At 68.1% G+C, this 24,266-nt stretch carries 22 protein-coding genes, 1 pseudogene and 1 riboswitch; of the genes and pseudogenes, 13 read left to right on the plus strand and 10 right to left on the minus strand.

The window, feature by feature from the left end:
- Nucleotides 1–547: 547 nt before the first annotated feature.
- Nucleotides 548–1,606, minus strand: coding sequence for a tellurite resistance/C4-dicarboxylate transporter family protein (locus J0J01_RS23000; RefSeq protein WP_296384962.1), 1,059 nt, complete (start codon nucleotides 1,604–1,606; stop codon nucleotides 548–550).
- A gap of 16 nt (nucleotides 1,607–1,622) precedes the next feature.
- Entirely contained in the window at nucleotides 1,623–2,138 is a 516-nt protein-coding gene (locus J0J01_RS23005) for a flavin reductase family protein (RefSeq protein ID WP_296384964.1), read from the minus strand.
- A gap of 157 nt (nucleotides 2,139–2,295) precedes the next feature.
- Here J0J01_RS23005 and J0J01_RS23010 point away from each other — a divergent pair, with 157 nt between their 5' ends.
- From J0J01_RS23010 to J0J01_RS23030, 5 genes are all read left to right on the plus strand, one after another.
- Nucleotides 2,296–3,177, plus strand: coding sequence for a CHAD domain-containing protein (locus tag J0J01_RS23010; RefSeq protein ID WP_296384965.1), 882 nt, complete (start codon nucleotides 2,296–2,298; stop codon nucleotides 3,175–3,177).
- A gap of 2 nt (nucleotides 3,178–3,179) precedes the next feature.
- Complete coding sequence (locus J0J01_RS23015) at nucleotides 3,180–4,328, plus strand: GTP-binding protein (protein WP_296384966.1); 1,149 nt, start codon at nucleotides 3,180–3,182, stop codon at nucleotides 4,326–4,328.
- A gap of 136 nt (nucleotides 4,329–4,464) precedes the next feature.
- The gene (locus J0J01_RS23020; RefSeq protein ID WP_296384968.1) at nucleotides 4,465–5,511 is read left to right on the plus strand and encodes an ABC transporter substrate-binding protein; all 1,047 of its coding nucleotides are present in this window, start codon (nucleotides 4,465–4,467) and stop codon (nucleotides 5,509–5,511) included.
- 64 nt (nucleotides 5,512–5,575) lie between these two features.
- On the plus strand, nucleotides 5,576–6,301 hold the full coding sequence (locus tag J0J01_RS23025) for an ABC transporter ATP-binding protein (RefSeq protein ID WP_296384970.1): 726 nt from the start codon (nucleotides 5,576–5,578) through the stop codon (nucleotides 6,299–6,301).
- A 10-nt stretch (nucleotides 6,302–6,311) separates the two neighbouring features.
- Nucleotides 6,312–7,178 (plus strand): ABC transporter permease, encoded by an 867-nt coding sequence (locus tag J0J01_RS23030; protein WP_296384971.1) that lies wholly within the window; start codon nucleotides 6,312–6,314, stop codon nucleotides 7,176–7,178.
- A 10-nt stretch (nucleotides 7,179–7,188) separates the two neighbouring features.
- Here the strand turns inward: J0J01_RS23030 and J0J01_RS23035 are convergent, their stop codons facing one another.
- The 3 genes from J0J01_RS23035 to J0J01_RS23045 all read right to left on the minus strand — a co-directional run bounded on the left by J0J01_RS23035 (nucleotide 7,189) and on the right by J0J01_RS23045 (nucleotide 9,313).
- Nucleotides 7,189–7,536 carry an XRE family transcriptional regulator gene (locus J0J01_RS23035; RefSeq protein ID WP_296384973.1) on the minus strand — a complete coding sequence of 116 codons (348 nt, stop codon included), beginning with the start codon at nucleotides 7,534–7,536 and terminating at the stop codon, nucleotides 7,189–7,191.
- 77 nt (nucleotides 7,537–7,613) lie between these two features.
- A complete protein-coding gene (locus J0J01_RS23040) occupies nucleotides 7,614–8,018 on the minus strand; it encodes a GFA family protein (protein WP_296384974.1) in 405 nt (134 codons plus the stop codon).
- Between the two features lie 8 nt (nucleotides 8,019–8,026).
- The gene (locus J0J01_RS23045) at nucleotides 8,027–9,313 is read right to left on the minus strand and encodes an MFS transporter (RefSeq protein ID WP_296384976.1); all 1,287 of its coding nucleotides are present in this window, start codon (nucleotides 9,311–9,313) and stop codon (nucleotides 8,027–8,029) included.
- Nucleotides 9,314–9,476: 163 nt separating this feature from the next.
- Here J0J01_RS23045 and J0J01_RS23050 point away from each other — a divergent pair.
- The 4 genes and pseudogenes from J0J01_RS23050 to J0J01_RS23065 all read left to right on the plus strand — a co-directional run.
- Nucleotides 9,477–9,863: pseudogene (locus tag J0J01_RS23050) on the plus strand (OsmC family protein); the annotation flags it as partial.
- 13 nt (nucleotides 9,864–9,876) lie between these two features.
- On the plus strand, nucleotides 9,877–10,842 hold the full coding sequence (locus J0J01_RS23055) for a tripartite tricarboxylate transporter substrate binding protein (protein ID WP_296384978.1): 966 nt from the start codon (nucleotides 9,877–9,879) through the stop codon (nucleotides 10,840–10,842).
- Complete coding sequence (locus tag J0J01_RS23060) at nucleotides 10,843–11,214, plus strand: substrate-binding domain-containing protein (RefSeq protein ID WP_296385191.1); 372 nt, start codon at nucleotides 10,843–10,845, stop codon at nucleotides 11,212–11,214.
- Nucleotides 11,153–11,473 carry a substrate-binding domain-containing protein gene (locus J0J01_RS23065; RefSeq protein ID WP_296385184.1) on the plus strand — a complete coding sequence of 107 codons (321 nt, stop codon included), beginning with the start codon at nucleotides 11,153–11,155 and terminating at the stop codon, nucleotides 11,471–11,473. Before J0J01_RS23060 ends, J0J01_RS23065 begins: the two co-directional genes overlap by 62 nt.
- Here the strand turns inward: J0J01_RS23065 and J0J01_RS23070 are convergent, their stop codons facing one another.
- The gene (locus J0J01_RS23070) at nucleotides 11,474–12,031 is read right to left on the minus strand and encodes a TMEM165/GDT1 family protein (RefSeq protein ID WP_296384980.1); all 558 of its coding nucleotides are present in this window, start codon (nucleotides 12,029–12,031) and stop codon (nucleotides 11,474–11,476) included. It abuts the gene before it with no gap.
- Between the two features lie 15 nt (nucleotides 12,032–12,046).
- Nucleotides 12,047–12,223, minus strand: a riboswitch (yybP-ykoY riboswitch).
- 72 nt (nucleotides 12,224–12,295) lie between these two features.
- Here J0J01_RS23070 and polA point away from each other — a divergent pair.
- Complete coding sequence (gene polA / locus J0J01_RS23075; protein WP_296384982.1) at nucleotides 12,296–15,223, plus strand: DNA polymerase I; 2,928 nt, start codon at nucleotides 12,296–12,298, stop codon at nucleotides 15,221–15,223.
- 132 nt (nucleotides 15,224–15,355) lie between these two features.
- On the plus strand, nucleotides 15,356–15,973 hold the full coding sequence (locus tag J0J01_RS23080; protein WP_296384984.1) for a glutathione S-transferase: 618 nt from the start codon (nucleotides 15,356–15,358) through the stop codon (nucleotides 15,971–15,973).
- Nucleotides 15,974–16,082: 109 nt separating this feature from the next.
- On the opposite strand, the gene J0J01_RS23085 is transcribed toward J0J01_RS23080, so the two are convergent.
- The 4 genes from J0J01_RS23085 to J0J01_RS23100 form a co-directional block, all read right to left on the minus strand.
- On the minus strand, nucleotides 16,083–17,105 hold the full coding sequence (locus tag J0J01_RS23085) for an aromatic ring-hydroxylating dioxygenase subunit alpha (RefSeq protein WP_296384985.1): 1,023 nt from the start codon (nucleotides 17,103–17,105) through the stop codon (nucleotides 16,083–16,085).
- Between the two features lie 22 nt (nucleotides 17,106–17,127).
- Nucleotides 17,128–18,984, minus strand: coding sequence for an adenylate/guanylate cyclase domain-containing protein (locus J0J01_RS23090; RefSeq protein ID WP_296385187.1), 1,857 nt, complete (start codon nucleotides 18,982–18,984; stop codon nucleotides 17,128–17,130).
- A gap of 73 nt (nucleotides 18,985–19,057) precedes the next feature.
- Nucleotides 19,058–20,662, minus strand: a complete 1,605-nt coding sequence (locus J0J01_RS23095) for a phosphoenolpyruvate carboxykinase (protein WP_296384987.1) — start codon at nucleotides 20,660–20,662, stop codon at nucleotides 19,058–19,060.
- 151 nt (nucleotides 20,663–20,813) lie between these two features.
- Nucleotides 20,814–21,548 carry a DUF2470 domain-containing protein gene (locus J0J01_RS23100; RefSeq protein ID WP_296384989.1) on the minus strand — a complete coding sequence of 245 codons (735 nt, stop codon included), beginning with the start codon at nucleotides 21,546–21,548 and terminating at the stop codon, nucleotides 20,814–20,816.
- Between the two features lie 129 nt (nucleotides 21,549–21,677).
- Here J0J01_RS23100 and J0J01_RS23105 point away from each other — a divergent pair, with 129 nt between their 5' ends.
- Together J0J01_RS23105 and J0J01_RS23110 are read left to right on the plus strand one after the other, a co-directional pair.
- Entirely contained in the window at nucleotides 21,678–22,376 is a 699-nt protein-coding gene (locus tag J0J01_RS23105; RefSeq protein ID WP_296384991.1) for a response regulator transcription factor, read from the plus strand.
- A gap of 128 nt (nucleotides 22,377–22,504) precedes the next feature.
- The gene (locus J0J01_RS23110; protein ID WP_296384992.1) at nucleotides 22,505–24,256 is read left to right on the plus strand and encodes a stimulus-sensing domain-containing protein; all 1,752 of its coding nucleotides are present in this window, start codon (nucleotides 22,505–22,507) and stop codon (nucleotides 24,254–24,256) included.
- The last annotated feature ends 10 nt before the right edge of the window (nucleotides 24,257–24,266 follow it).

Genomic DNA, 24,266 nt, shown 5'->3' on the forward strand with positions numbered 1-24,266 from the left:
CTTCGATACCACCGGCACCGTGTCCCGATCCGTCTCCCGCAAGATCGATACGATCTGCTCTTCCGTGAACCTCGACTTCTTCATCCTGCCTCCTCGCGGAGGCCAGTCTCTCAACTAATCGATGGCCCGAAAACCCAGGGGCAGGTCAGATGAGATCGATCTGGCTCAGGACGCTTGGAGGGAGGAATGGGAAAACGACAAGTCTGAATGCGCGAGGACTTTTGTCAACGCAATCGTCGGCAATGGCATAAACGGTGCAGAGCGAAAAAGCCGGGATAGCCTCATCAAGCTTCTTCAGAGCGAAGGCAGTCTTCGAATGGTCACAGTATGCTGCTCTTCCTAAATCACCTCGGCCGTCGCGATCCCAACCCACGCTTTTCTAAAGGCGACGTCAGTCTGCACGAGGCGATGCAGGTCCCTAGCGGAACGGATTCGCTCGCGTAACCTATAGCCTAATCAAATCCTCTGTCTTACCGCTTGGCTGCGCCCCTACTCGGCGGGCGCGCAACATGGTGGCTTGTGCCGCCGAGCCAAAGGGCCGCGGAGTCTAGGCCGCCCCGGCCGGCCGGCGCAGGCCGGTCCACAGCGTGCCGACGAGGCCCGCGAAGGCCGCCGTCCAGGCCAGCAGCGCCAGGTAGGCGAAGACGTGCGGGACCGGATCGAGGAAGGGAAGATCGAGCGCGCGCGCCATCTGCCAGGTCGCCACCGTGTACATGCCGAGCGGAAACACGGCGCCCCAGTAGAGCGGGTCGTAGCGCAGCGGAAAGCGCCGCATGACGTAGCGCCACAGGGCGAGCACGACCAGCATCGGGATCCACCAGCTCCCCGTGGCCCAGTAGAAGATGGTGAAGCCACGCACGAACGGCAGCACCGACTGCAGGAACGGAGCGTCGGGGGCATTCAGGATCAGCAGCGCGCCCGCCAGCGTCGAGATCGCCATGGCGCCCATGTTGATCCAGTAGGGCGGCGACAGATCGCCCGGCGCGAAATCGAAGAAGACGTAGCGATAGAAGATCAGCGCCGCCATCCAGATGTAGAGCATACCGCCCCACAGCCACATCGACAGCGCGAGGAAATTGAGCTCGAGCCGGTGGGGCTGCGGCCAGTGCGGCGCGATCAGCGCCGCCAGCACCGCGATCGCCTGGGTCGACACGACCGCGAGCAGCCAGCCGCCGTTGATGCCCTGCGCCAGGCTGGGCTTGTCTCGCTTCACCGACAGGGCGGCGAAGATGCCGTAGGTCAGCACGACCCAGAGCACGACCGAGACGGCCCACAGCAGCGTCGCGATGGCCGGGTCCCCGGCGATCATCACGAACTGGCTGCCGAGCACGCAGGAGCCTGCGACCAGCGTGAGGTTGCCCGGTCCGCGCTGATGGTCGGCGATGTCGGCGAAGAAGGCGCGCGGATGCCACAGCAGGCGCAGACCGGTCAGCGCCAGCAGCACGAGGTAGGCCACGACATTGCCGGCAAACAGGATCTCGGCCACCGCCGGCATGTCGTAGAGATGTGCGGCGATCGACACGATGCCGGTCGCCATCACCATGGCGAAATAGGCGGGCGACAGGTCGCGTGTCGCACGCCGCAGAAGAGAGACGACCTCGGCCATCGCCTCGGCTGGCCGCCTAGGCGGCCTGCAGCGCCTTCTTCAGCAACTCGCTGTGCACGAAGTTGCCGTCGCAATAGAGCAGCGCGTGCGCCTCGGGATCGAGCGTCAGGTCGACGATCTCGCCGATATAAATGGTGTGCGTGCCGGCCGGGACCCTGGTCACCAGCCGGCAGTCGAACGACACCGGGCAGCCCTTGAGCACCGGCGCGCCGGTCGACAGGCTCGACCATTCGCCCATGTCGGTGAAGCGCTCGTCGCCCTCGACCCCGTCCATGCCGGCGAAGCGCTCGGCGATCTTGCGATGGCCGGGCGCCAGGACGTTGACGCAGAAGAAGCCGGCCTCGCCGATCGGGTCGTGGGCCGAGGCGGACTTGTTGACGCAGACCAGAAGCTGCGGCGGATCGGCCGAAACCGAGCAGACCGCCGTGGCGGTGAGCCCGCCGCGCAGCTCGCGGTGGCGGGTGGTGATCAGGGTGACGCTCGCCGCGAGGTGGCGCATGCCCGTCTTGAAGGCAGCCGCATCGATACTCATGGCGCGACTCTAGGCCACCGGAGACGCGCGCCGCCACCCCGAAAACGCTGCTAACCCCCCGGCCGGCCGGCGAAATTCGCCTCCGTCACAAAAGGTTAATAAGACTGCCGTTCTTTGCGGTTGCCCGGCGGCGGCGCCCGGGTAGGTTTCGCCCTGCATGCCGTTCACCCTGGCCCCCGATACCCCGCCCGACCGGGCGTTGCGGCAGATCGTGGCAGAGTGCCAGGCCGATCTCCTGAAATACCGCGCCGTGGTGCTGTCCACGCGCAAGGCCATCGGCATCCATCAGACGCGGGTGGCGCTGCGCCGGCTGCGCGCCGTCCTGACCCTGTTCCGCGGCGCCGTCAGCCCGAACGCGGGCCGCCTGGTGCGGTCGATGGCGGCCGAAGCCAAGTGGCTGGCCGGCGAATGCGCGCCGGCGCGCGACCTGCACGTCTTCCTGACCGAGACGGTCGAGGACGTGCCGCCGCTCGTCCGGCGCATCGCCACGCGGCTCGCCCGCACGCACCTCGAGCGGGCGCGCTCGGCGCTGTCGGGCGCGCGCTACAACGCCTTCGAAGGCCAGCTCACCGGCTTCGTCCGGGAAGCGCCGGCCGAAGCCGGCCGGCTCGACGCCTTCGGCCGCGTGGTGCTGGACAAGCGCCACGCCAAGGTCGAGCAGCGCGGACGGCATCTCAAGAGCCTCGACGACGAGGACCTGCACAAGTTGCGCATCGCGATCAAGAAGCAGCGCTACGCGGCGGCCTTCCTGCAGCCCGCCTTTTCGGCGGTCCCTTTTGATTCGAAGGCGACGAAGGCCTATATCGAGGCGACAGTGCGCCTGCAGGGCGCGCTCGGCACCCTGAACGATCGCGTGGTGGCGGCCCATATGCTGGACGACATCGCCGTCGCGGCCCGCCCGACGGAAGACGTCGCCAAGCCGCTGCGCAAGCTCGCCAAGCAGTCCGAGGGCGGCGAGAAGGACCGCCGCCGCAAGGTCGAGCGGGCCTGGAAGAAGTTCAGCAAGGCCGAGCGGTTCTGGCGGACACCAACGGAGTGACGATGAGCAACACGCAGACCGCCGCCGAAGAACGCATCCCCGTGACCGTGCTGACCGGCTTCCTGGGCAGCGGCAAGACCACCCTGCTCAACAAGCTGCTGCGCCGGCCCGAGCTTGCCGACACCGCGGTGATCATCAACGAGTTCGGCGAGATCGGCCTCGACCATCTGCTGGTAGAGAAGTCGAACGAGGACGGCATGGTGACGCTGAACTCGGGCTGCCTGTGCTGCACCGTGCGCGGCGACCTGGTGCGCACCATGAGCGAGCTGTTCCTCAAGCGCTCCAAGGGCGAGGTGACGCCGTTCAAGCGCATGGTGGTCGAGACCACAGGCCTCGCCGATCCGGCGCCGATCCTGCACACCCTGATGACCGATCCCCTGCTCGCCTCGCGCTATCGCCTCGACGGCGTGGTGACGACGGTCGACGGCGTCAACGGCGCCAGCACGCTCGACAACCACGAGGAAGCGGTGAAGCAGGCCGCGGTCGCCGACCGGCTGCTGCTGACCAAGGTCGACATCGCCGACGCGCCCAAGCTCGACGAGCTGAAGCACCGCCTGCAGCACCTCAATCCCGGCGCGCCCTCGGTGTCGATCTCAGCCGGCGAGATCGATCCCAACCAGATCCTCAATGCCGGCCTCTACAATCCCGACACCAAGACCGCCGACGTCAAGCGCTGGCTGCACGAGGAAGCCTACGAGGGCAGCCACGACCATGGCCACGGCCATCACCACCATGGGCACGGCCACGATCATGGCCATGGACACGAGCACGGCCACGGCGAGCAGGACCCGCACAACGTCAACCGCCACGACGATCGCATCAAGGCGTTCTGCATGACCTTCGACGAGCCGATGAGCTGGGCGACGGTGGCGGCGGCGTTCGACGCGCTGGTGACCTATCGCGGCCCCGACCTGCTGCGCATGAAGGGCATCCTGAACGTCAAGGACACCGACAAGCCGGTGGTGATCCACGGCGTGCAGCACGTCTTCCACCCGCCGGCGACGCTTGAAGCGTGGCCCGAGGGTGACGACCGCAAGAGCCGCGTGGTGTTCATCACCCGTGACATCGCCGAGAGCACCATCCGCAAGGTCTTCGCCTCCTTCTTCGACGCCGAGAAGAAGGGCTGGGGCCAGGAACAGCAGCAGCAATAACTTCCGGTCTGCGGGCGTTCGGTCCGCAGCCGCAATGACTCTGTTGTCGCCCGCGCCGAAAGGTGATGGGGTGGCGCCCGCGTGAGCCGCCGCCAAGAGCCGCCGCGCGAGAGGAAGCGACGGACGGAGCGTACGCATGGCTTTTGTGATCAGGCGCCGCGAGATCGTGTGCGTGGCGGCGTCGGCGGCCGGGCTGGCCGCGTTCGGCGCGCGGGCCCAGGGCAAGACCGGCTCGGGTGTCTATCCGGTGGCGGTGCCGACTTATGAGGTCATGTTCGTCGCCCAGGCGAAGGGCTTCCTCAAGGACGAAGGCTACGACTTCAAGCTGATCCAGGGCGGCTCGGGCGTGAAGACCCGCGAGATCCTGGCCTCACGCCAGGGCGACTTCGCGATCGCCGACATCCAGCACGTGCTGCAGCTCAACAAGAACGGCCGCGCGACCCGCGCGCTGATGGCGCTCGACCAGCGCGCGCCCGGCGTGCGCTTCGCCATCCGCAAGGACCTGTTCGACCAGGGCGTCGACACCGTGCAGAAGTACGCGGCCTGGAAGCGGCCCGACGGCAAGCGGGCGATCTTGGGCGTTTCCTCGCTCGGCGGTACCTCGCATCTGTGGTCGCACTATTTCATGGAGAGCATGGGGCTGGCCGACAAGGTGACCTGGGTCGGCGTCGGCAACGTCGACACCATGCTGGGCACGCTCAAGACCAAGCAGATCGACTTGCTGTCGAGCGCCATCTCGGTGGTGACCGAGGCCGAGAAGAACGGCTGGGGCAAGGTGATCTATGCGCCGAGCGACGAGAAGACCTGGAACTCGGTGATCGGCGGCCCGGTGCCGGTGAACGCCAACTTCTGTCTCGCCGCCACCATCGAGAAGGAGCCGGAGAAGGTGCAGGCCTTCACCAACGCCGCCTGGCGCGCCGTGCAATGGATCAAGGCCAACAGCCCGGAGAACGTCCTGGCCGCCATCGAGCCCTTCGTCGGCTCGACCTCTCACGATGCCAACCTGCTCGAGATCGGCGAGCTCAAGGACGTCGGCGACTGGAACGGCCTGATCCCCGCGGAGAACTGGGCGCGTGGCGAGAAGGTCTGGTACGGCGAGCTCACCGGCCTGAAGCCGATCAAGATGGAAGATGCCGTCGCCGACAAGTTCCTCAAGGCGGCGCATGCCAAGTACCCCGCCTGACGTTCGCTGCCGTATCGAGATAAACGGGCTTCGCAAGGACTTTCTCGCCAACGGGCGTGAGGTTGTGGCGGTCGACGATGCGTCGTTCCGCATCGACGACGGCGAGTTCGTCGCGCTGCTCGGCCCGTCGGGCTGTGGCAAGAGCACCATCTTGAACATGGTGGCGACGCTGATCGCGCCCACCGGCGGCACCATCAAGGTCGACGGCGCGCCGGTCAGCTTCGGCAAGCCGGTGCGCCATGTCGGCTACGTCTTCCAGAAGGACACGCTGTTCCCCTGGCGCACCGTCGAGGACAATATCGGCTACTCGCTCGAGCTCGCCGGCGTGCCGATCGGCGAGCGCCGCACGCGGGTCGCCGAGGCGATCCACCAGGCCGGCCTCGACGGCTTCGCGCGCTTCTACCCGGCGTCGCTGTCGGGCGGCATGCGTCAGCGGGTGTCGCTGATGCGCACCCTGATCTCGAACCCCGAGATCCTGCTGATGGACGAGCCGTTCGGCGCGCTCGACACCCACACCAAGCTCGACATGCATTCGGTGCTGCTCGGACTGTGGGAGCGCCAGCGCCAGACCGTGCTGTTCGTCACCCACGATCTCGGCGAGGCGCTGACCCTGGCCGACCGCATCATCCTGCTGTCGGCGCGGCCCGGCCGGGTGAAGCAGGATTTCCGGGTCGACTTCCCGCGCCCGCGCGATGCCGTGGCGCTGCGCGAGACCCGGCAGTATGCCGAGCTGTTCTCCAAGGTCTGGCATTCGCTGGGCGAGGAATTCGCCCGGAGTCGAAGCACATGAGCCGCAGCACATGAGGCGCGCCTCCACCCTCTTCTGGCAGATCCTCATCGGCCTCGGCGCGCTGGCGCTGTGGGAATGGGGCTGGAACCTGCACGAGCGGCTGCCGTGGCTGATCCCCGACCTGCTCGATCCCTACTTCGTCTCCAGGCCATCGGTGATCTTCCAACAGTTCCTGTCGATGAGCTGCCTGGTCGGCCGCGACGGCAACTGGACCTTCGGCGTCGACGGCGCCTTCGCCAAATGCATGAGCCGGTCGGAGAACAACCTCTGGATCGCGACCTTCGTCACGCTGAAGAACACGCTGTGGGGCTTCCTCACGGGCGTCAGCTCGGGCTTCGTGCTCGGCCTGCTGCTCGGCCGGTCCAATCGGCTGAGCCAGATCTTCTATCCCTACATCACCGCCTTCAACTCGATCCCGCGCATTGCGCTGGCGCCGATCATCATCCTGGCCTTCGGCATCGGCGACGCTTCCAAGGTCGTGACGGCCTGGCTGGTCGTGGTGTTCCTGGTGTTCTTCAACACCTTCGAGGGCGCCCGCTCGGTCGACCGCGACCATATCAACGCCTCGCGTCTGCTTGGCGCCAGCGAATGGCAGGTCACGCGCACGGTGATCGTGCCCTCGACCATGGCCTGGCTGTTCGCCTCGCTGTCGCCGGCCATCTCGTTCTCGCTGATCGGCGTGATCGTCGGCGAGTTCATCGGCGCCGAGCACGGCATCGGCCGCATGATCATCGAGGCCGAGGCCCGCGGCGAGGCCGCCGGCATGATGGTCGCGGTGTTCGTGCTGATGATCGCCGGCGTCATCCTGTCGGCGCTGGTGCGCCGGCTGCAGGCCTATCTCCTGCGCTGGCGACCGGCGCAGACGGTCGGAGGTTAGTCAGGCGGCTTTACGGCCCGCGCTTCGCGACCGAGCCCGTCGGCGGCTTTCGCCCGCCAACCGATAGGGAGATACCAGAGCCTCGGCTGGAATCTTCCATTGCCGACTGAGCTTCCAGATCATCGGCAAGGTCGGCCTGGGTGTAGCCCGCGGTTCGCATGCGATGCCGGATCATCTCGATGGGATGCGGCGGTCCGATCGGATGATGCCGTTCCTCGTAGGCCTCAATCAGGAGCGTCGGCAGATCGAACCGATCGGCTTCCGCCGTGTTCTCCTTCGGCTCACGATCGAAGTACTGCTCGATCTCGGCCAGCGCCTCTTTGTACTCGGCCTCGGTGCGGATAGGGCGGCTGATCATCGTACGGTCTCCGGGTCTATGCGATCGTATTCCGCATGGATGCCGACGAACTTGATGAGAACACGTTTGAACTTGTGTCAGCGCAACGGCACCGTCTCGTAGCACGTGAGGCCGCGCGAGCTGTCGTCCCAGGCCGGGCGGCTGCGGGTGAAGATCGCCATCGTCGGCTTGAACAGCGACGTGTCGTCGAGCGAGCCCGCATAGAAGTTGGTCAGGCCCGGCATGGCCTCAGCGGTGCCGTAGACGATGCTCTGGCAGGTCGGGCAGGCATGGCGTGTCGCCGTACGGCCGCTACCGCCGGTCGTGGCATAGGCACGCGTCGGGCCCTCGATCGTGCCGGCAGCCTCGTCGAAGCACAGCCAGCCGACATGGCCGCCGCCGCCGAGCCGCTGGCAATTGCGGCAATGGCACAGGCCCTGCAGCTTGGGCTCGCCCTCGGCGCGATAGCGCAGGGCGCCGCACAGACATCCGCCGGTGATCATGCCGCGGACTATGCCACGGGCCGCGCGGTTGGCCAGACCAGCGTGCGGCCGGTGCCGCCGGTGCGCCACACCAGGAAGCTGATGATGGTGAGGTTCAGGAGGTTGAAGATCACGGCGATGCCGAAGGCCGGCGCGTAGTAGCCGAAGTGGTCGTAGAGCGCGCCGGCGAACCAGCTGCCGAACGCCATGCCGCTCATCGCCGTGAACAGGGTGAGCGGCATGCGCCACGCGGCTTCCGAAGCCGGAAAGAGATCGCGGACCGCCACGCTGTAGGACGGGATGATGCCGGCGAAGCCCAGGCCGAACGCGGCCGACACCGCGAACAGCCCGACCTCGTCCTGGGTGAGCAGGAACAAGGCGATCGCCACCGCCTGGCAAGCCGAGCCCGCCATCACCGTGCGCAGGCCGCCGATGCGGTCGGCCAGCGAGCCCCAGGCCTGCCGCGCCAGGAAGGCGCAACCCAGCATCAGCGACAGCATCGCCGCGCCATGCGTCGGCTTGATGCCGATGTCGCCGCAGAAGGCGACGATGTGCGCCGACGGGATCGACATCGGGATGCAGCAGAAGAAGCCGGCGAGGCAAAGCAGCGCCTGCGCCACGTTGGGCGGGAAGCCGGCGACCTTGGGCCGCCCGCCCGAGGCCGACGCCGCATGGCGCGCCGCCACCGGCGGCGGCTTCGGCGGCTCCTTGAGGAAGTAGATCGCGGGCAGGATGAAGCCGAGAGCGAACACGCCGAACACCAGCATCACCGGCTGCCAGCCGAACGTCGTCATGCCGCGCTCGAAGACAGCCGGCCACACGACGCCCGCGACGTACTGGCCGGAGGAGATCAGCGCGATAGCGGCACCTCGGCGGCGCTCGAACCAGCGGCTGACATAGACCAGCAGCGGCGGATAGACGCCGCCGTTGCCGAGGAAGCCCAGCAGCGCATGGCCGACATAGAGCGCCCAGATCGAACCCAGTGACGACAGCGCCAGCCCGCCCGCGATCATGACGGCGCCGATGCTGACGGTGCGGCGCAGGCCGATGCGGTCGGCCAGCCAGCCCATCAGGATGCCGCCCGAGCCGGTGCCGACCCAGACCAGGGATCCCGCGAGCGCCAGCACCGAACGCTCGGTGCCGAGCGCCTCCTGCATCGGCTTCATGCCGACCACGATTAGCAGCGGAGAAGCGTAGGACACCGAGAGGATGGCGAGCACCAGCCACGCCATCCGCCACGAGGCGCGGCTATCGACGCCGCCGCTGCCCGACTCCGACGCGCGAAGCGCTGCATCGCGCGGCCCAACGCTGTCCATTACACTGCTTCCTCCGGCGTCGGACGCGCAGGCATTCTGCTACCATCGCGCCTCCGATCGAGGAGGCACTATGGCTGAGAACGAGACCCGGCGCGATACCGCGGCCCTGCAGACCCGGACGCTGGGCGGAACGGTGGTGGTGTCCTCCACCGGGAACGGCGCCTTCGAGCAGATGCTGCTGAACGGCCGCCACACGCTGCTGGCCGACGAGCCCAAGGCGGTCGGCGGCAACGATGTCGGCCCCGGCCCCTACGAGTTCCTGCTGATGTCGCTCGGCGCCTGCACCTCGATGACCCTGCACATGTATGCGAGCCGCAAGAAGTGGCCACTCGCCCAGGTCGTGGTGCGGCTGCGCCATTCCAAGGTCCATGCCGAGGATTGCGCCGACTGCGAGAAGCCGACGGCGAAGATCGACCACATCGAGCGCGAGATCGAGGTGGTCGGCGCGCTCGATGCCGAGCAGCGGTCACGTTTGCTGGAGATCGCGGATCAGTGTCCGGTGCACCGTACGCTTTCGTCCAGGATCGACATCAAAACGACCGCCGTCTGACAGGGAGAAGAAAATGCGTTGGGTGACCAGACTCGGCCTCGCGATCGCAGCTGCGACCTTCGTGCTGCCCGCCATGGCGCAGAGCTGGCCGACCAAACCGGTGCGCATCGTCGTGCCGTTCGGCCCCGGCGGGCCGGCCGACGTCTATGCGCGCGTCATCGGCCAGGAGCTGACCGAGGTCTTCAAGCGGCAGTTCGTGATCGACAACAAGCCCGGCGCGGGCGCGGTGATCGGGACCGACGTCGTCGCGAAAGCCGCGCCCGACGGCTACACGCTCTTGATGATGAGCAACACCCACACCACCAACGAGACGCTGCTCTCCAACAAGCCCTACACGCTGATGAAGGACCTGACGCCGGTCGCGCCGGTCAATTCGTCCGACCTGGTGATGGTGGTGCATCCCTCGGTGCCGGCCAAGACGCTGCAGGAGTTCATCGCGCTCGCCAAGAAAGATCCGGGCAAGCTCTCCTACGCCTCATCGGGGCCGGGCACGCCCTATCACATGGCCGGCGAGCTGTTCAAAGCGATGAGCGGCACCGACATCCTGCACGTGCCGCACAAGAGCAGCGGCGAGGCGCGCAACGACGTGCTGGGCGGCCACGTCCAGATGATGTTCGACGCCGTCACCACCATGAAGGGCAGCGTCGAGGCCGGCCACGTGCGCGCGCTCGGCACCACCGGCGACAAACGCTCGACCATCCTGCCCGACGTGCCGACCGTCGCCGAGGCGGGCGTCCCGGGCTACGAGGCGACGATCTGGCTGGGCATCATGGCGCCCGCCGGCACGCCCAAGGAAATCGTCGACCGCCTCAACGCCGAGATCGGCAAGGCGGTGGCCAAGCCCGGCATCCGCGACGCCTGGGCCAAGCAGGGCGCGGTGCCGATGACCATGACGCCCGACGCCTTCGGCGCCTTCCTGCAGAAGGACATCGAGAAGTGGCGCAAGGTCGTCGAGGTGTCCGGCGCCAAGGTGCAGTGAATGGCGCTCCGTATCCTGGCGGGCGGCGCCGCCCAGTCCCTGGTCGAGACGGCGAAGGATGGCTTCGAGATCGAGGGCACGTTCAGCGCCGTCGGCGCCATGCGCGACAAGCTGCTCGCGGGCGAGCCGGCCGACATCGTCATCCTGAGCCGCGCCCTGGTCGAGGGCCTGGCCCAGAGCGGCCATGTCGTGGCGGGCACGATGGCCGACGTCGCGCGGGTCGCCACGGCGGTCGCGGTGCGCGCGCGATCCCCTGCCCGCCATCGCCGACAAGGCCGGGCTGGCGGCGGCCCTGAGCGACGCCGACGAGATCCACTTCCCCGATCCGGCCCTGGCAACCGCCGGCATCCACTTCGCCAAGGTGATGCGTGAGCTCGGCATCTGGGACCGCGTCCAGGGCCGGCTGAAACTGGCGCCCAACGGCAACACCGCCATGCGCGCGCTCGCCGCCTCGACGGCGCGGCGGCCGATCGGCTGCACCCAGGAGACCGAGATCCGCGCGACGCCAGGCATCGTGCTGGCCGGCCCCCTGCCACCCGGCTGCGATCTGACGACGGTCTATGCCGCCGCCGTCACCAGCACGGCCCAGGCCCCTGCCGAGGCGGTGCGCTTCATCGCCCGGCTCGCCTAGTTAACCCCAGAGCAACACTGCCGCCCCCAGCACGACGAACGAGGCGGCGGCGCAGATGCGCACCAGCTTGAGCGGGATCTTGCGCGCCAGCAGGTCGCCGCCCAGCACCGCCGGCACGTTGGCCAGCATCATGCCGACGGTCGTGCCGGCCGTGACGATCGCGATGTCGTGGAAGCGCGCGGCCAGCGCCACGGTGGCGATCTGGGTCTTGTCGCCGATCTCGACCAGGAAGAAGGCGATGGTCGTGGCGAGGAAGGCGCCGACATGGCTGGAGGCCTTGGGCCCCTCGTCCTCCTTGTCCGGGATCAGCGCCCAGCCGGCCATGACGATGAACAGCACACCGACGATCCAGCGCATCGCATTGGGTCCGAGCCACGCCGCCACGGCGGCACCGACCGATGCCGCGATCGCGTGATTCGCCAAGGTCGCGACCAGGATGCCGAGGATGATCGGCACCGGCTTGCGGTAGCGGGTGGCGAGCAGCATCGCCAGAAGCTGGGTCTTGTCGCCGATTTCGGCGATCGCCACGAGGCCGGCGGAGACGAGGAAGGCTTCCATGGGGCGTCACATACGGGGATCGAGCGGGCGCGTACCGTTGGCCGCACGCGCCGCCCGATCCCGCGGGTTTTCAACGCATGCAAGCCAAAGGTCTCGCCAAGCACGGATGCCGAAAGGACCAAGGTCCGAAGACCTAGTTTGTTGACCCTTCCGCCTCTGGGGTGAGGCCGGCTACTCCCCAATGACGATGCGGGTATAAGGCGGTGGGAAACCCGGCGCAAGCCGCCTCGCTGCGGCCCTTTGGCCCGTGCTAGACCTTGGCGCATGGCGAAATCCAAGGCATCCGCGGCGCCCGCGCCGGCAGCCGCCCCCACTCCAGCTGAGGCGGCGGACGACAAGCCGATCAAGAACCTCTACCTGGTCGACGGCTCGGGCTACCTGTTCCGCGCCTTCCACGCGCTGCCGCCGATGAACCGGCCCGACGGCACGCCGGTCAACGCCGTCTACGGCTTCTGCCGCATGCTGGCCGCCGACATCCTCGACAAGCCCGAGGTCGACCACGTCGCGATGATCCTCGACGCCAGCGGCACGACCTTCCGCAACGAGATCTACGACCAGTACAAGGCCAATCGCTCCGAGCCGCCGGAGGACCTGATCCCGCAGTTCCCGCTGATCCGCGAGGCGGCCAAGGCGTTCAACGTCACGGTCTGCGAGCTCAAGGGCTACGAGGCCGACGACCTGATCGCGACCTATGCGCGGCTGGCGCTCGAGGCCGGCGGCACCTGCACCATCGTGTCGTCCGACAAGGACCTGATGCAGCTCATCCGGCCGGGTGTCGAGATGATGGACCCGATCAAGAAGATCAAGCTCGGGCCCGAGGCGGTGATGGAGAAGTTCGGCGTCACGCCGGACAAGGTGATCGACGTCCAGGCGCTGGCCGGCGATTCGACCGACAACGTGCCCGGCGTGCCGGGCATCGGCGTCAAGACCGCGGCCCAGCTCCTCGCCGAGTACGGCGACCTCGAGACGCTGCTCGCGCGGGCCGGCGAGATCAAGCAGCCCAAGCGGCGCGAGGCCCTGCAGAACAATGCCGAGCTGGCGCGCATCTCCAAGCAGCTGGTGACGCTCCGGGACGACGTGCCGGCCCCCGCCGATCCGGACTCCTTCGACAAGCGCAAGCCCGACCCCAACGTGCTGCTGCCGTGGCTGGAAAAGCAGGGCTTCAAGACGCTGGTCGCCAAGTACGCCAAGGAGCTGGGGGAAGCGACCGCGCCGGTCGCGGCGATGGCTTCCGTCACGCCGGCACCGCAGATGCCCGAAGCCCAGCGCCCGGCGCCGGCGACGCGGCCCAAATCCAACAAACCCTTCACGGCGGAAGACTACGAGACCATCCGCACCGAGGCGGCGCTCGACGAATGGATCGCCGAAGCGACCAAGGCGGGCGTCGTCAGCGTCGATCTCGAGAGCGCCGAGGCCGGGCTGGTCGGCCTGTCGTTCGCGCTGCTCGACGGACCGTGGGGCAACGTCAACTCGGGGCGCCGGCGCGCAGCCTATCTGCCGATCGGCCATCGCGCGCCCGGCGAAGCCCAGGGCGCGCTCGATCTGGGCGGGGCCGGCAAGGCGGACGGCGCCGGCGCGCTGTTGCCCGACCAACTGGCGGCGAAGACCGCGATCGGGAAGCTGAAGCCGCTGCTCGAAGACCCGGGCGTGCTCAAGGTCGGCCACGACCTCAAGGCCGACCTCGAGGTGCTCGAGCAGCACGGCATCCGGCTGGCGCCGGTCGACGACACGATGCTGCTGTCCTTCGTGCTCGATGGCGGCAAGCACGGCCATGCGCTGGAGGATCTCGCCGAGCGGGAGCTCGACCGGCCGATGGTGAAGGTCTCCGACGTCGCCGGCTCGGGCGCCAAGCGGGTGAGTTTCGACAAGGTGCCGATCGAGCGCGCCCGCGAATATGCCGCCGGCAGCGCCGACACGATCTCGCAGCTCTGGGCGAAGCTGAAGCCGCGGCTCGCCGCCGAGCGCATGGTCGGCATGTACGAGACCATCGAACGGCCGCTGATGGCGGTGCTGCTCGGCATGGAGCAGGCGGGCGTCAAGGTCGACGCCACGCTGCTCAGGAGGCTCAGCGCCGACTTCGAGAAGCGGCTCGGCGAGCTCGAGCTCGAGATCCACAAGCTCGCCGGCCGCGAGTTCAATGTCGGCTCGCCCAAGCAGCTCGGCGAGATCCTGTTCGACGAGCAGAAGCTGCCGGGCGGCCGGCGCAGCAAGACCGGCGCCTGGTCGACCGACGCCTCGATCCTCGACGAGCTCGCGGCGCAAGGGCACGCGCTGCCGGTGAAGATCCTCGAGCACCGCCAGATCGCCAAGCTCAAGGGCACCTACACCGATGCGCTGGTGCGCGAATTGGACGCCCGGACCGGCCGCATCCACACCTCCTACATGATGACCGGCGCGGCGACCGGCCGGCTCGCCTCGACCGAGCCCAACCTGCAGAACATCCCGGTGCGCACCGAGGAGGGCCGCAAGATCCGCGAGGCCTTCATCGCCGAGAAGGGCCACAAGCTGGTCAGCGCCGACTATTCGCAGATCGAGCTCAGGCTGCTGGCGCACGTCGCCGAGATCGTGCAGCTCAAGGACGCCTTCGCGCGCGGCGACGACATCCATGCCATCACCGCCTCGGAGATGTTCGGCCTGCCGGTCAAGGGCATGGACCCGCTGGTGCGCCGCCGTGCCAAGGCGATCAACTTCGGCATCATCTACGGCATCTCGGCCTTCGGCCTCGCCAACCAGCTCGGCATCGGCCAGCCCGAGGCGCGCGACTACATCGCCAAGTACTTCCAGCGCTATCCCGGCATCCGCGACTACATGGAGCGGACCAAGGAGTACGCGCGCAAGAATGGCTACGTGAAGACGCCGTTCGGCCGCAAGATCCACCTCAAGCACATCAACGACAAGAACCAGGGCATGCGCGCCTTCTCCGAGCGCGCGGCGATCAACGCGCCGCTGCAGGGCGGCGCCGCCGATATCATCAAGCGCGCCATGATCCGCCTGCCGCCGGCCCTGAAGGACGCCCATCTCGAGGGCCGCATGCTGCTGCAGGTGCACGACGAGCTGCTGTTCGAGGTCCCCGACAAGGAAGTCGACGCGATCAAGGGCGTCGCGCGCAAAGTGATGGAAAGCGCCGCCGCGCTCTCGGTGCCGCTGGTCGTCGAGACCGGCGTCGGCGCCAACTGGGCGGCGGCGCATTAGACCGATTGAGCGACGAGCACCGTGTCATCCCGAGCGCAGCGAGGGACCTATGAGGCCTCAGCATAGATCCCTCGCTTCGCTCGGGATGACAATTTTCGCTACAGTCGGGCCCTACGCCAAGGAGATACGGGCATGAAGATCTGGGGCCGGGCCAATTCGATCAATGTCATGAAGGTGCTGTGGTGCGCCGACGAATGCGGGCTGAAGTACGACCGCGAGAATGTCGGGCTGCAGTTCGGCGGCAACGACCAGAAATGGTACCTCGACATGAACCCCAACGGCGTCGTGCCGACCATCGACGACGGCGGCCGCATCATCTGGGAGAGCAACAGTTGTGTGCGCTATCTCGCCGCCCGCTATGCCGCGGGCACGCTGTGGCCGAACGATCCGGGGCAGAGGAGCGAGGCAGACCGCTGGATGGACTGGCAGCTCTCGACCCTCTCCGAGGCGATGCGGGTGATCTTCTGGGGCCTGGTGCGCACGCCGCCGGAGAAGCGCGACATGGCGGCGATCAAGAAGGCCGCGGCCGATGCCGGCAAGCTGTGGGGCCGGCTCGACCAGAAGCTCGCGGGCCGGCAGTACGTGGCGGGTGGGCATCTCACCATGGGCGACATCCCGGTCGGCTGCTTCGTGCACCGCTGGTACGCGCTCGATGTCGAGCGGCCCGACCTCAAGAACGTGAAGGCGTGGTACGAGCGGCTGAAGGCGCGGCCGGCCTACGCCAAGCATGTGATGCCGCCTTTGACGTAGCGCTGCGCAGCAGCGCTACGTCAGGCGGGCCCGTAGGCGTAGGCGCCCTGCGGGCGCCGGTCGCGCAAAGCGCGAACGCCAGGGCCCCGCGCGCTTCCAATTTCAGGCGTCATCCCGCCGCCCCCATCGCCTCGACCAGCTTCCTGAACTGAGTCGGGCCGGCGTCGAGGCTGGTCGGCAGCATGGCGCGGCCGGGCTCGAGGTCGATCAGCTTCTGCTGCGCTTCGATGATGCGCTTGTCCTCGTGGAACGCGGTCGTGGTCACGGCGTAGAGCCGCTCGAGCTTGTCGGGATCGATGTCCCGCGCCCGCGTGCCGACGGCGTAGAAATAGCGCGAGGTGCGGCCGGTGACCGGCGTCACCGCCTGCTCGTCGACGCGATAGAACAGCGGCTCGGCCTGTGGCGCCTTGAGCCCGCTCGCCTCGGCGGTGCCGGCCGGAAAGAACGCCGTGCGCTGCAGGAAGATGCCGGGGAACAGGAAGTCGTAGCTCGTCCAGACATCGACCGTCTCGCCCAGCCTCTTCATGAAGCCGCGCGGACGATGGCCGGTGTGCCAGCGCTCGAAGCGCAGGCCGCGATCGATCGGCGACATGCGCGGCCGGAGGTCGGCCCACTGCGGCATGTCCATGCCGAGCGTCTTCTCGTGCGTGAAGGAAAGATGCGAAAGGTCGAGCAGGTTGTCGTCGATCAGCAGGTAGTGCGCGTCGTAGTCGAGCTGGCCGGCCTGCAGCCGATAGCCCGGATCGTCGAGCGCCAGGGTTGGCGGGATCGCCGCCGCATCGGCCTTGTCGGCCTCGCCCATCCAGACCCACACCCAGCTTCCGACCACCTGCAGCGGGAAGCGGCGCACGCAGGCGCTTTGCGGGATCAGCTTCTGGCCGGGGATCTCGATGCACCTGCCGTCGGGCGCGAACTTCAGCCCGTGATACATGCAGCGCAGCGCATCGCCCTCGAGCCGGCCCAGCGACAGCGGTGCGAAGCGGTGCGGGCAGCGGTCCTCCAGGGCTACGATCGTGCCGTCGGACGTGCGGAACAGCACCAGCGGCTGGTCGACGATGGTGCGGGCATGGATGCGGCCGGGCTCGATCTCCTGCGTCCAGGCCGCGACGTACCAGGCATTGCGGATCCACATGGCCCGAGAGCTTAGCCCAGCCTCAGACCAGCCGGTAGACCTCGACCGGCTGGGCGTGGCCCCTGACCCGGCGCAGCTCGGGTGCCGGCAGCTCGATGCCGAGCGCGCTCTTGTCGTGGACGGCAGCGATGGTGGCGCCGCTCACCAGCACGATGACGTCCTCGTCCGGCCGCATGTACACCTTGCCGAGCTGCTCGAAGCGCTGCGCCACGTTCACCGCGTCGCCGATCACGGTGTAGTTGATGCGGCCGGGCGCACCGATATTGCCGATCACCGCCGACCCCGAATGCAGACCGATGCGCAGCCGGATCGGCGGCTTGCCGTCGGCGTGGCGCATCCGGTTGTCCTCGCGGATCACCTTGGCGATCGCGAGCGCGGCGCGAATCGCCGCCCCGGCGTGGTCGGGCGAGCCGGCCAGCGGTCCCCAGATCGCCATCACCGAATCGCCGATGTACTTGTCGATGATGCCGTGCTCGCGCTCGATGCAGGCGCCGAGCAGGGCGAAATGGTGGTTGAGCAGCGCCGCGGTCTCGTGCTCGGGCAGGTGCTCGGCCTGTGGCGTGAACGCCACGATGTCGGTGAACATCACCGTGAGGTCGGTGCGCCGCGAGGCGACGCCGTCCGCGCCCTGCTCCATCAGGCGGCGCACCAGGCGCTGCGGCACGTAGTGGCCGAACCAGCGCAGCGCGGTGCGCGCCTTGTCGAGGCTGCCGGCGGCGTCGTCGATCTCGCGCAGCCGCGAGCGCCTGTGCATCGGCTGGTCGAACTCCAGCCGCTCGATCGCCTCGGCGGCGGTGGTGATGGTGCGGATCGAGCGCGCCATGCGCAGCCCCATGAACAGCGCGAGGATCAGCGCCGCCGCCAGCGTCACGGCGCCGACGATCGCGCCGTTGGTCAGCTTGTCGAGGTCGGCGGTGGCGCGCTCGATCGGGAAATACTGGCCGACCAGCCAGGGCTGCGGCCCGTAGCCCCTGACCTCGCGATAGACGAACACCCAGCGATGGCCGTCGGCCTCGACGACGTGGCCGAGCTTGCCGAGCGCGCGATCGATCCGCGGGCTGCGCACCGGCGGATCCCAGATCTTGGCCAGCACCGGATCGCCGAGCTGCCGCAGCGTCGGCAGCGGCTTGTCCTCGGTCAGGCCGAAGCGGACCGGATCGACCAGCAGGCGATGCGCCAGCACCTTGTCGTTGTTGACGATGATGAACTGGTTCGGATCGCCGCCGTGCGCCGGGTCGGTGATCAGCTCGGAAAGCTGGCCCAGGGTCACCGTGGCGACCAGGCCGCCGATGAAGGCATCGTCGATGCGCCGCACCGGCGTGCGCACGTTCAGCACCGGCTGCTTCAGCGACTCGCTCCAGTAGAGGTCGCCCCAGAAGGTCCGCTGCGAGGTCTGCAGCTCGCGGAAGCGCTCCAGCCCGCGCCGCAGCTCGGTCAGCGGGACGGTGTCGCGGGTAATCGCGCCGTCGGGATGGCGCACGGCGCGATGGAGCTGCAGGTCGAGCGTGCCGAAGGCGGCGACCGACACGGTCGGCACGTGCTGCATCATCACCGCCAACGCCTCGCGCACCGCGACCGGCGAATCGACGTCGATGCGGCCCGCGGCCGCCAGGCTGGCCACCAGCTCGAGCTGCTCGCCCACCGGATCGAGCCGGCTCTTCACCATGGCGATCTGGCGGTCGATCACGCTGGCCGCCTGGTCGACCAGCAGCCGCTCGGCGGTGCCGGTGGCGCCGGTTAGCACCGCGATGTAGGCGATGCCCGAGATCAACGCGAGCGACGCGAAGGCCAGCGCCAGGGCCACGATCAGCGGCAGGCGACGGAAGGTGGCGCGCGCCGACGTGGCGGTAGCGCGGTCGGCCGCGGCGGTTGAAGGCATCGTCGTCAAGTCAGGGCATCATATGGGGCCCTTCCGCCCGAGGCGAAAGGGCTCCCCGATGCCCGACTGTGGATCAGGCCGCGGCGCGGATCGCCGCCTGCTTGATCTTGCCGTCGACGTGGCCCTCGAACTGCTGGAAGTTCTTCTCGAAGCGCTGCGTCAGGTCGCGGGCGGTGCTGTCGTAGGCCTTCTTGTCCTTCCAGGTGTTCCGCGGGTTCAGGACGTCGCCCGGCACGTCCGGGCAGGCGCTCGGCACCTGCATGCCGAAATGCGGATCGGTCGACGAGGCGACCGAGGCCAGGGTGCCGTCGAGCGCCGCCCGCACCATGGCGCGGGTGTGCTTGATCGACATGCGGTTGCCGACGCCGAAGCCGCCGCCCGACCAGCCGGTGTTGACCAGCCAGCACCTGACGTTCTGGCGGGCCATCTTCTCGCCCAGCATCTTGGCGTAGACCGTCGGATGGCGCGGCATGAACGGCGCGCCGAAGCAGGTCGAGAAGGTCGCCTGCGGCTCGGTCACGCCCTTCTCGGTGCCGGCGACGCGGGCGGTGTAGCCCGACAGGAAGTGATACATCGCCTGCTCCGGCGACAGCCGCGAGATCGGCGGCAGCACGCCGAAGGCGTCGGCGGTCAGCATCACGATGTTCTCGGGCGTGCCGGCGATGCCGCTCGCCAAAGTGTTCGGGATGAAGTCGATCGGATAGCAGGCGCGGGTATTCTCGGTGTACTGGCCGTCGTCGAGGTCGAGGCCGCCGACGGCATCGATCACCACGTTCTCCAGCACCGTCCCGAAGCGTTCGGTGGTGGCGTAGATCTCGGGCTCGGCCTCCCGGCTGAGCTTGATCACCTTGGCGTAGCAGCCACCTTCGAAGTTGAACAGCGAGCTCTCGGCCCAGCCATGCTCGTCGTCGCCGATCAGGGTACGCGAAGGGTCGGCCGACAGCGTGGTCTTACCGGTGCCGCTCAACCCGAAGAAGATCGCCACGTCGCCCTTGGGGCCGATATTGGCCGAAGCATGCATCGGCAGGATGTTCTTCTCGGGCAGCAGGTAGTTCAGGATGGTGAACACCGACTTCTTGATCTCGCCGGCGTACCAGGTGCCGCAGATCGCCACGACGCGGTCGGTGAAGTTCACCAGGATGGCGCAATCGCTCGCCGTGCCGTCGAGCTTCGGATCGGCCTGGAAGCCCGGCAGGTTGAGGATGGTGAAGTCGGGCTTGAAGGTCGCGAGCTCTTCCTTGGTCGGGCGCAGGAACATGTTGCGCGCGAACATGTTGTGCCAGGCGGTCTCGGTGACCACGCGCACGCCGATGCGATGCGCCGGATCGGCGCCGCCCCAGCAGTCGCGCACGAACAGGTCGCGGCGCTGGGCGTAGGAGATCATGCGGTTGTAGAGGGCGCGATACTTCTCCGACGACATCGGCTTGTTGGTCTTGCCCCAGTCGACGTTGCCGTGCGTGACGCTGTCGTCGACGAAGAACTTGTCGTTGGGCGAGCGGCCGGTGTGCACGCCGGTGCGCACCACCAGCGCGCCGCCTTCGCCGAGCTGGCCCTCGCCGCGGCGGATCGCTTCTTCGTAGAGCGTCGGAACCTGCAGGTTCCAATAGACATTGCCGAGGTTCTTCAGCCCGAGGGAATCGAGGCCGAATTTGGGAACGACGAAGCCCGCCTGTGTCACGGCGTTTTCTCCTGTTTACGAACGGCTTATTGAACGGCCGTTTACCCCACCCGTCGACAATCGGCAAACGATCGCTTCGCATATGCACAGTCGGTACGCTGGCCGACGAGTGGTCTTGCCGTGACCGCCGCCCGTGACCGCGTCGTGGAAATCAGGCTCTTGCCTTGGCCGCCAACGCCACCAGGATTCGGCGAGCGTCTTCCGCCGCCGGCATAGAGGATTCAAAGGACAGTCGCGCGACGTTACCGCCCTGCCTCAGGTCGATGCCCTCCCGATCGATGCCGGTCATCGTCCAGCCCTCCGCCGAAAGCCCCAGCAGCTTGGTCGCATAGAGCTGCACGGCATCCGCATGATCGTCGTTCATGTGGATAACGATACCCTCCTCGCTTGCCGCCAGATCCGGCAATGGCGGGACGGCAAGCAGCTCGCCGGGCTCGATCCAGCGGATCTTGCCGAAGCCGCCGACCAGGTGTGTGCGCTCCAGCGACACCTTGTAGAAGTTGAAATCGCGGAAGCCGGCATACATCTCGGCGTCCGGGTGATGGCGCAGGAAGCGCCGCTTCAGCCGCTCGTCGTCGGTCTTGGCGGCGTGTCCCAGCAGGGTCACGCGCGGGCCGGTCAGCGGCTGGGCGAGGCCGCCGGTGCCGTCGAACAGCAGCGATACCCGCGGGTCGGCCGCCAGCGCCTTGGTATGCTCGGCGAGGTCGCTCAGCAGCAGGATCGGCGACAGGTCGTGGTCGACCGCCACCAGGACCAGCGAGGCGTAGGGCCAGGCCGCCGCGCCGGCCGCGGCCGGCAGGGCGGTCGCCAGGGCCGCCCGGTCGCACCTGCGGATCAGGTCGCGGACGTCACGGAAGGGGTCGGGTGGCTCGGACGGCTCGGTCATGGGCTCGCTCAGGGCTGGAAATGGGCCGGAATCGTGCCCGAGCGGCGGCAAATAGGGCAAGAACCGGCAACCGCCGGTCTGTGGTAACGTTGCAAACCGAGCCCCCAAGGGCCAGGAGAAAGAAGAGCCGTGCGCAAGAACATCGCCCTGGTCGACGACGACCGCAATATCCTGACCTCCGTGTCGATGCTGCTGGAGGCCGAGGGCTTCCAGGTGAAGACCTATTCCGATGGCGCCGCCGCGTTGGAAGGCCTCAACCAGGCGCCACCCGACATGGCGATCTTCGACATCAAGATGCCGCGCATGGACGGCATGGAGCTGCTCAACCGCGTGCGCAAGACGCAGCAGTTCCCGGTGATCTTCCTCACCTCCAAGGACGAGGAGATCGACGAGGTGCTGGGCCTGCGCATGGGGGCCGACGATTTCATCCGCAAGCCGTTCTCCCAGCGCCTGCTGCTCGAGCGCATCCGCGCCGTGCTGCGCCGCAGTGACGCCGGCAGCGTCAAGGGCGAGGGCGCCGCGGCCGAGCGCATCGTGCGTGGCGAGCTCATCCTCGATCCCTCCCGCCACCAGTGCACCTGGAAGGGCAAGGAGGTGCACCTCACCGTCACCGAGTTCCTGCTGCTGAAGTCCCTCGCCGAGCGTCCGGGTCACGTCAAGAACCGCGACCAGTTGATGGATGCCGCCTACGGCGAGACGATCTACGTGGACGACCGCACGATCGACAGCCATATCAAGCGGGTGCGGCGCAAGTTCCGCGAGGTCGACCCGGAGTTCGAGCAGATCGAAACGCTCTATGGCATCGGATACCGCTACCGCGATTCGTGAGCGGGTGAGACCCGCGCCCCTCATGCTCCTCTCCCCCGCGAGGGGGAGAGGTGGGGTGAGGGGATTGCGCACAGCCTTCGTCACCCCCTCACCTAACCTCTCCCCCTCGCGGGGGAGAGGAACCCGACATGGCTAGCGTCACCGACGGCACCTCCGGATCTGCCAAGCGTCGCTCCCTCGCCTCGACGCTGCGCCGGTTGCTGCCGAAGTTCCGGCGAAGGGTCCGCGCCGTGACGCGCAGCGAGACGCCGTCGATGCTGCGCCGGCGGCGCCGCGCGACCCGCCGTCATTCGCCGCTCACCCGCCGCATCCTGCTGCTCAACATCGTGCCGGTGGTGCTGCTGGCGCTGGGCGCGGTCTATCTCAGTGACTACGAGGACGAGCTGATCGACGCCGAGCTGGCGTCGCTGCTGGTCCAGGGCGAGATGGTCGCGGCCGGCATCGGCGAGGTCGCGGTGATCGGCGGCGAGACCACGGCCAACCGGCTCGACGCCGAGGCCGCCCGCCAGCTGCTGACCCGTCTGGTGCGGCCGACCGGGGTGCGCGCCCGGCTGTTCAGCGAGACCGGCGAGCTCTTGGGCGATTCGGCCGTGCTGAGCGAGACCGGCCGCATCCATATCCAGCCGCTGCCGCCGCCCGAGGAACTGCCGGCCGAGCCGCCGTCGCAGCGCTGGGCCGACCGGATCGGCGACTGGCTGGGCCGCCAGCTGTCGCGCTCCGACCGCTTCCCCGCCTATGTCGAGCACGCCGCCCCGAGCCTGCGCGACTTCCCCGAGGCCAACAGCGCCTTGCGCGGCTTCAACGCCTCGGCGGTGCGCATCATGTCCGACGGCCGGCTGCTGCTCAGCGCCGCGGTGCCGGTGCAGCGCTACAAGCAGGTGCTGGGCGCGCTGATGCTGACCCGCGACAACCGCGCGATCGCCGCGTCGCTGCGCGAGGTGCGCGCCGACATGCTGACCATCGCGGTGGCGGCGCTCGGCATCACCGTGCTGCTGTCGCTCTATCTCGCCGGCACCATCACCCATCCGATCGTGCGGCTGGCGCGCGCCGCCGACGAGATCCGCCTCGCCCGCGAGAGCCGGCCGGAGATCCCCGATCTCGGCAAGCGCGGCGACGAGATCGGCGACCTCAACGACGCGCTGCGCTCGATGACCGACGCGCTGTGGCAGCGCATCAACACTATCGAGAGCTTCGCCGCCGACGTGGCGCACGAGCTCAAGAACCCGCTGACCTCGCTGCGCTCCGCCATCGAGGTCGCGGCGCGGCCCAGCCTCGAGCCCGAGCAGCGCGCCAAGCTGATGGCCATCGTCGTCCAGGACATCGAGCGGCTGAACCGGCTGATCTCCGACATCTCCGACGCCTCGCGGCTCGACGCCGAGCTGATGCGCGGCGAGTTCAAGACGGTCGATCTCAAGACGCTGCTGAGCGACATGGTGCAGCACTACGCCGCCATCGCGGCGCAAAAGGCCGGCGTGGAGGTCGAGTTGCGGTTGTCGGCCAACCCGCCCTACCAAGGGCTGGGCCATGACGGCCGCTACGGCCAGGTGTTCCGCAACGTCATCGACAACGCACTGTCTTTCAGCCCGCGCGGCTCGCGCGTTCTCGTGGAGCTGAGCCGCGAGCCGCGCAACGGCCCGTTCGTGGTGACCATCGACGACGAGGGGTCGGGCATCCCCGAGGACAATCTCGAATCGATCTTCCAGCGATTCTACTCCGAGCGGCCGAGCGAGCATTTCGGCCAGCATTCGGGCCTCGGCCTCTCGATCTGCCGCCAGATCATGGAGACCTTCGGCGGCTCGATCACCGCCAGCAACCGCAAGGCGCCCGACGGCCGCGTGCTCGGTGCTCGCTTCACCGTGACCGTCCCGGCGGCGTCGTGATCTTCATCAT

Origin of the sequence: Reyranella sp. (genome assembly GCF_017305915.1) — a bacterium.
Classification (GTDB): domain Bacteria; phylum Pseudomonadota; class Alphaproteobacteria; order Reyranellales; family Reyranellaceae; genus Reyranella.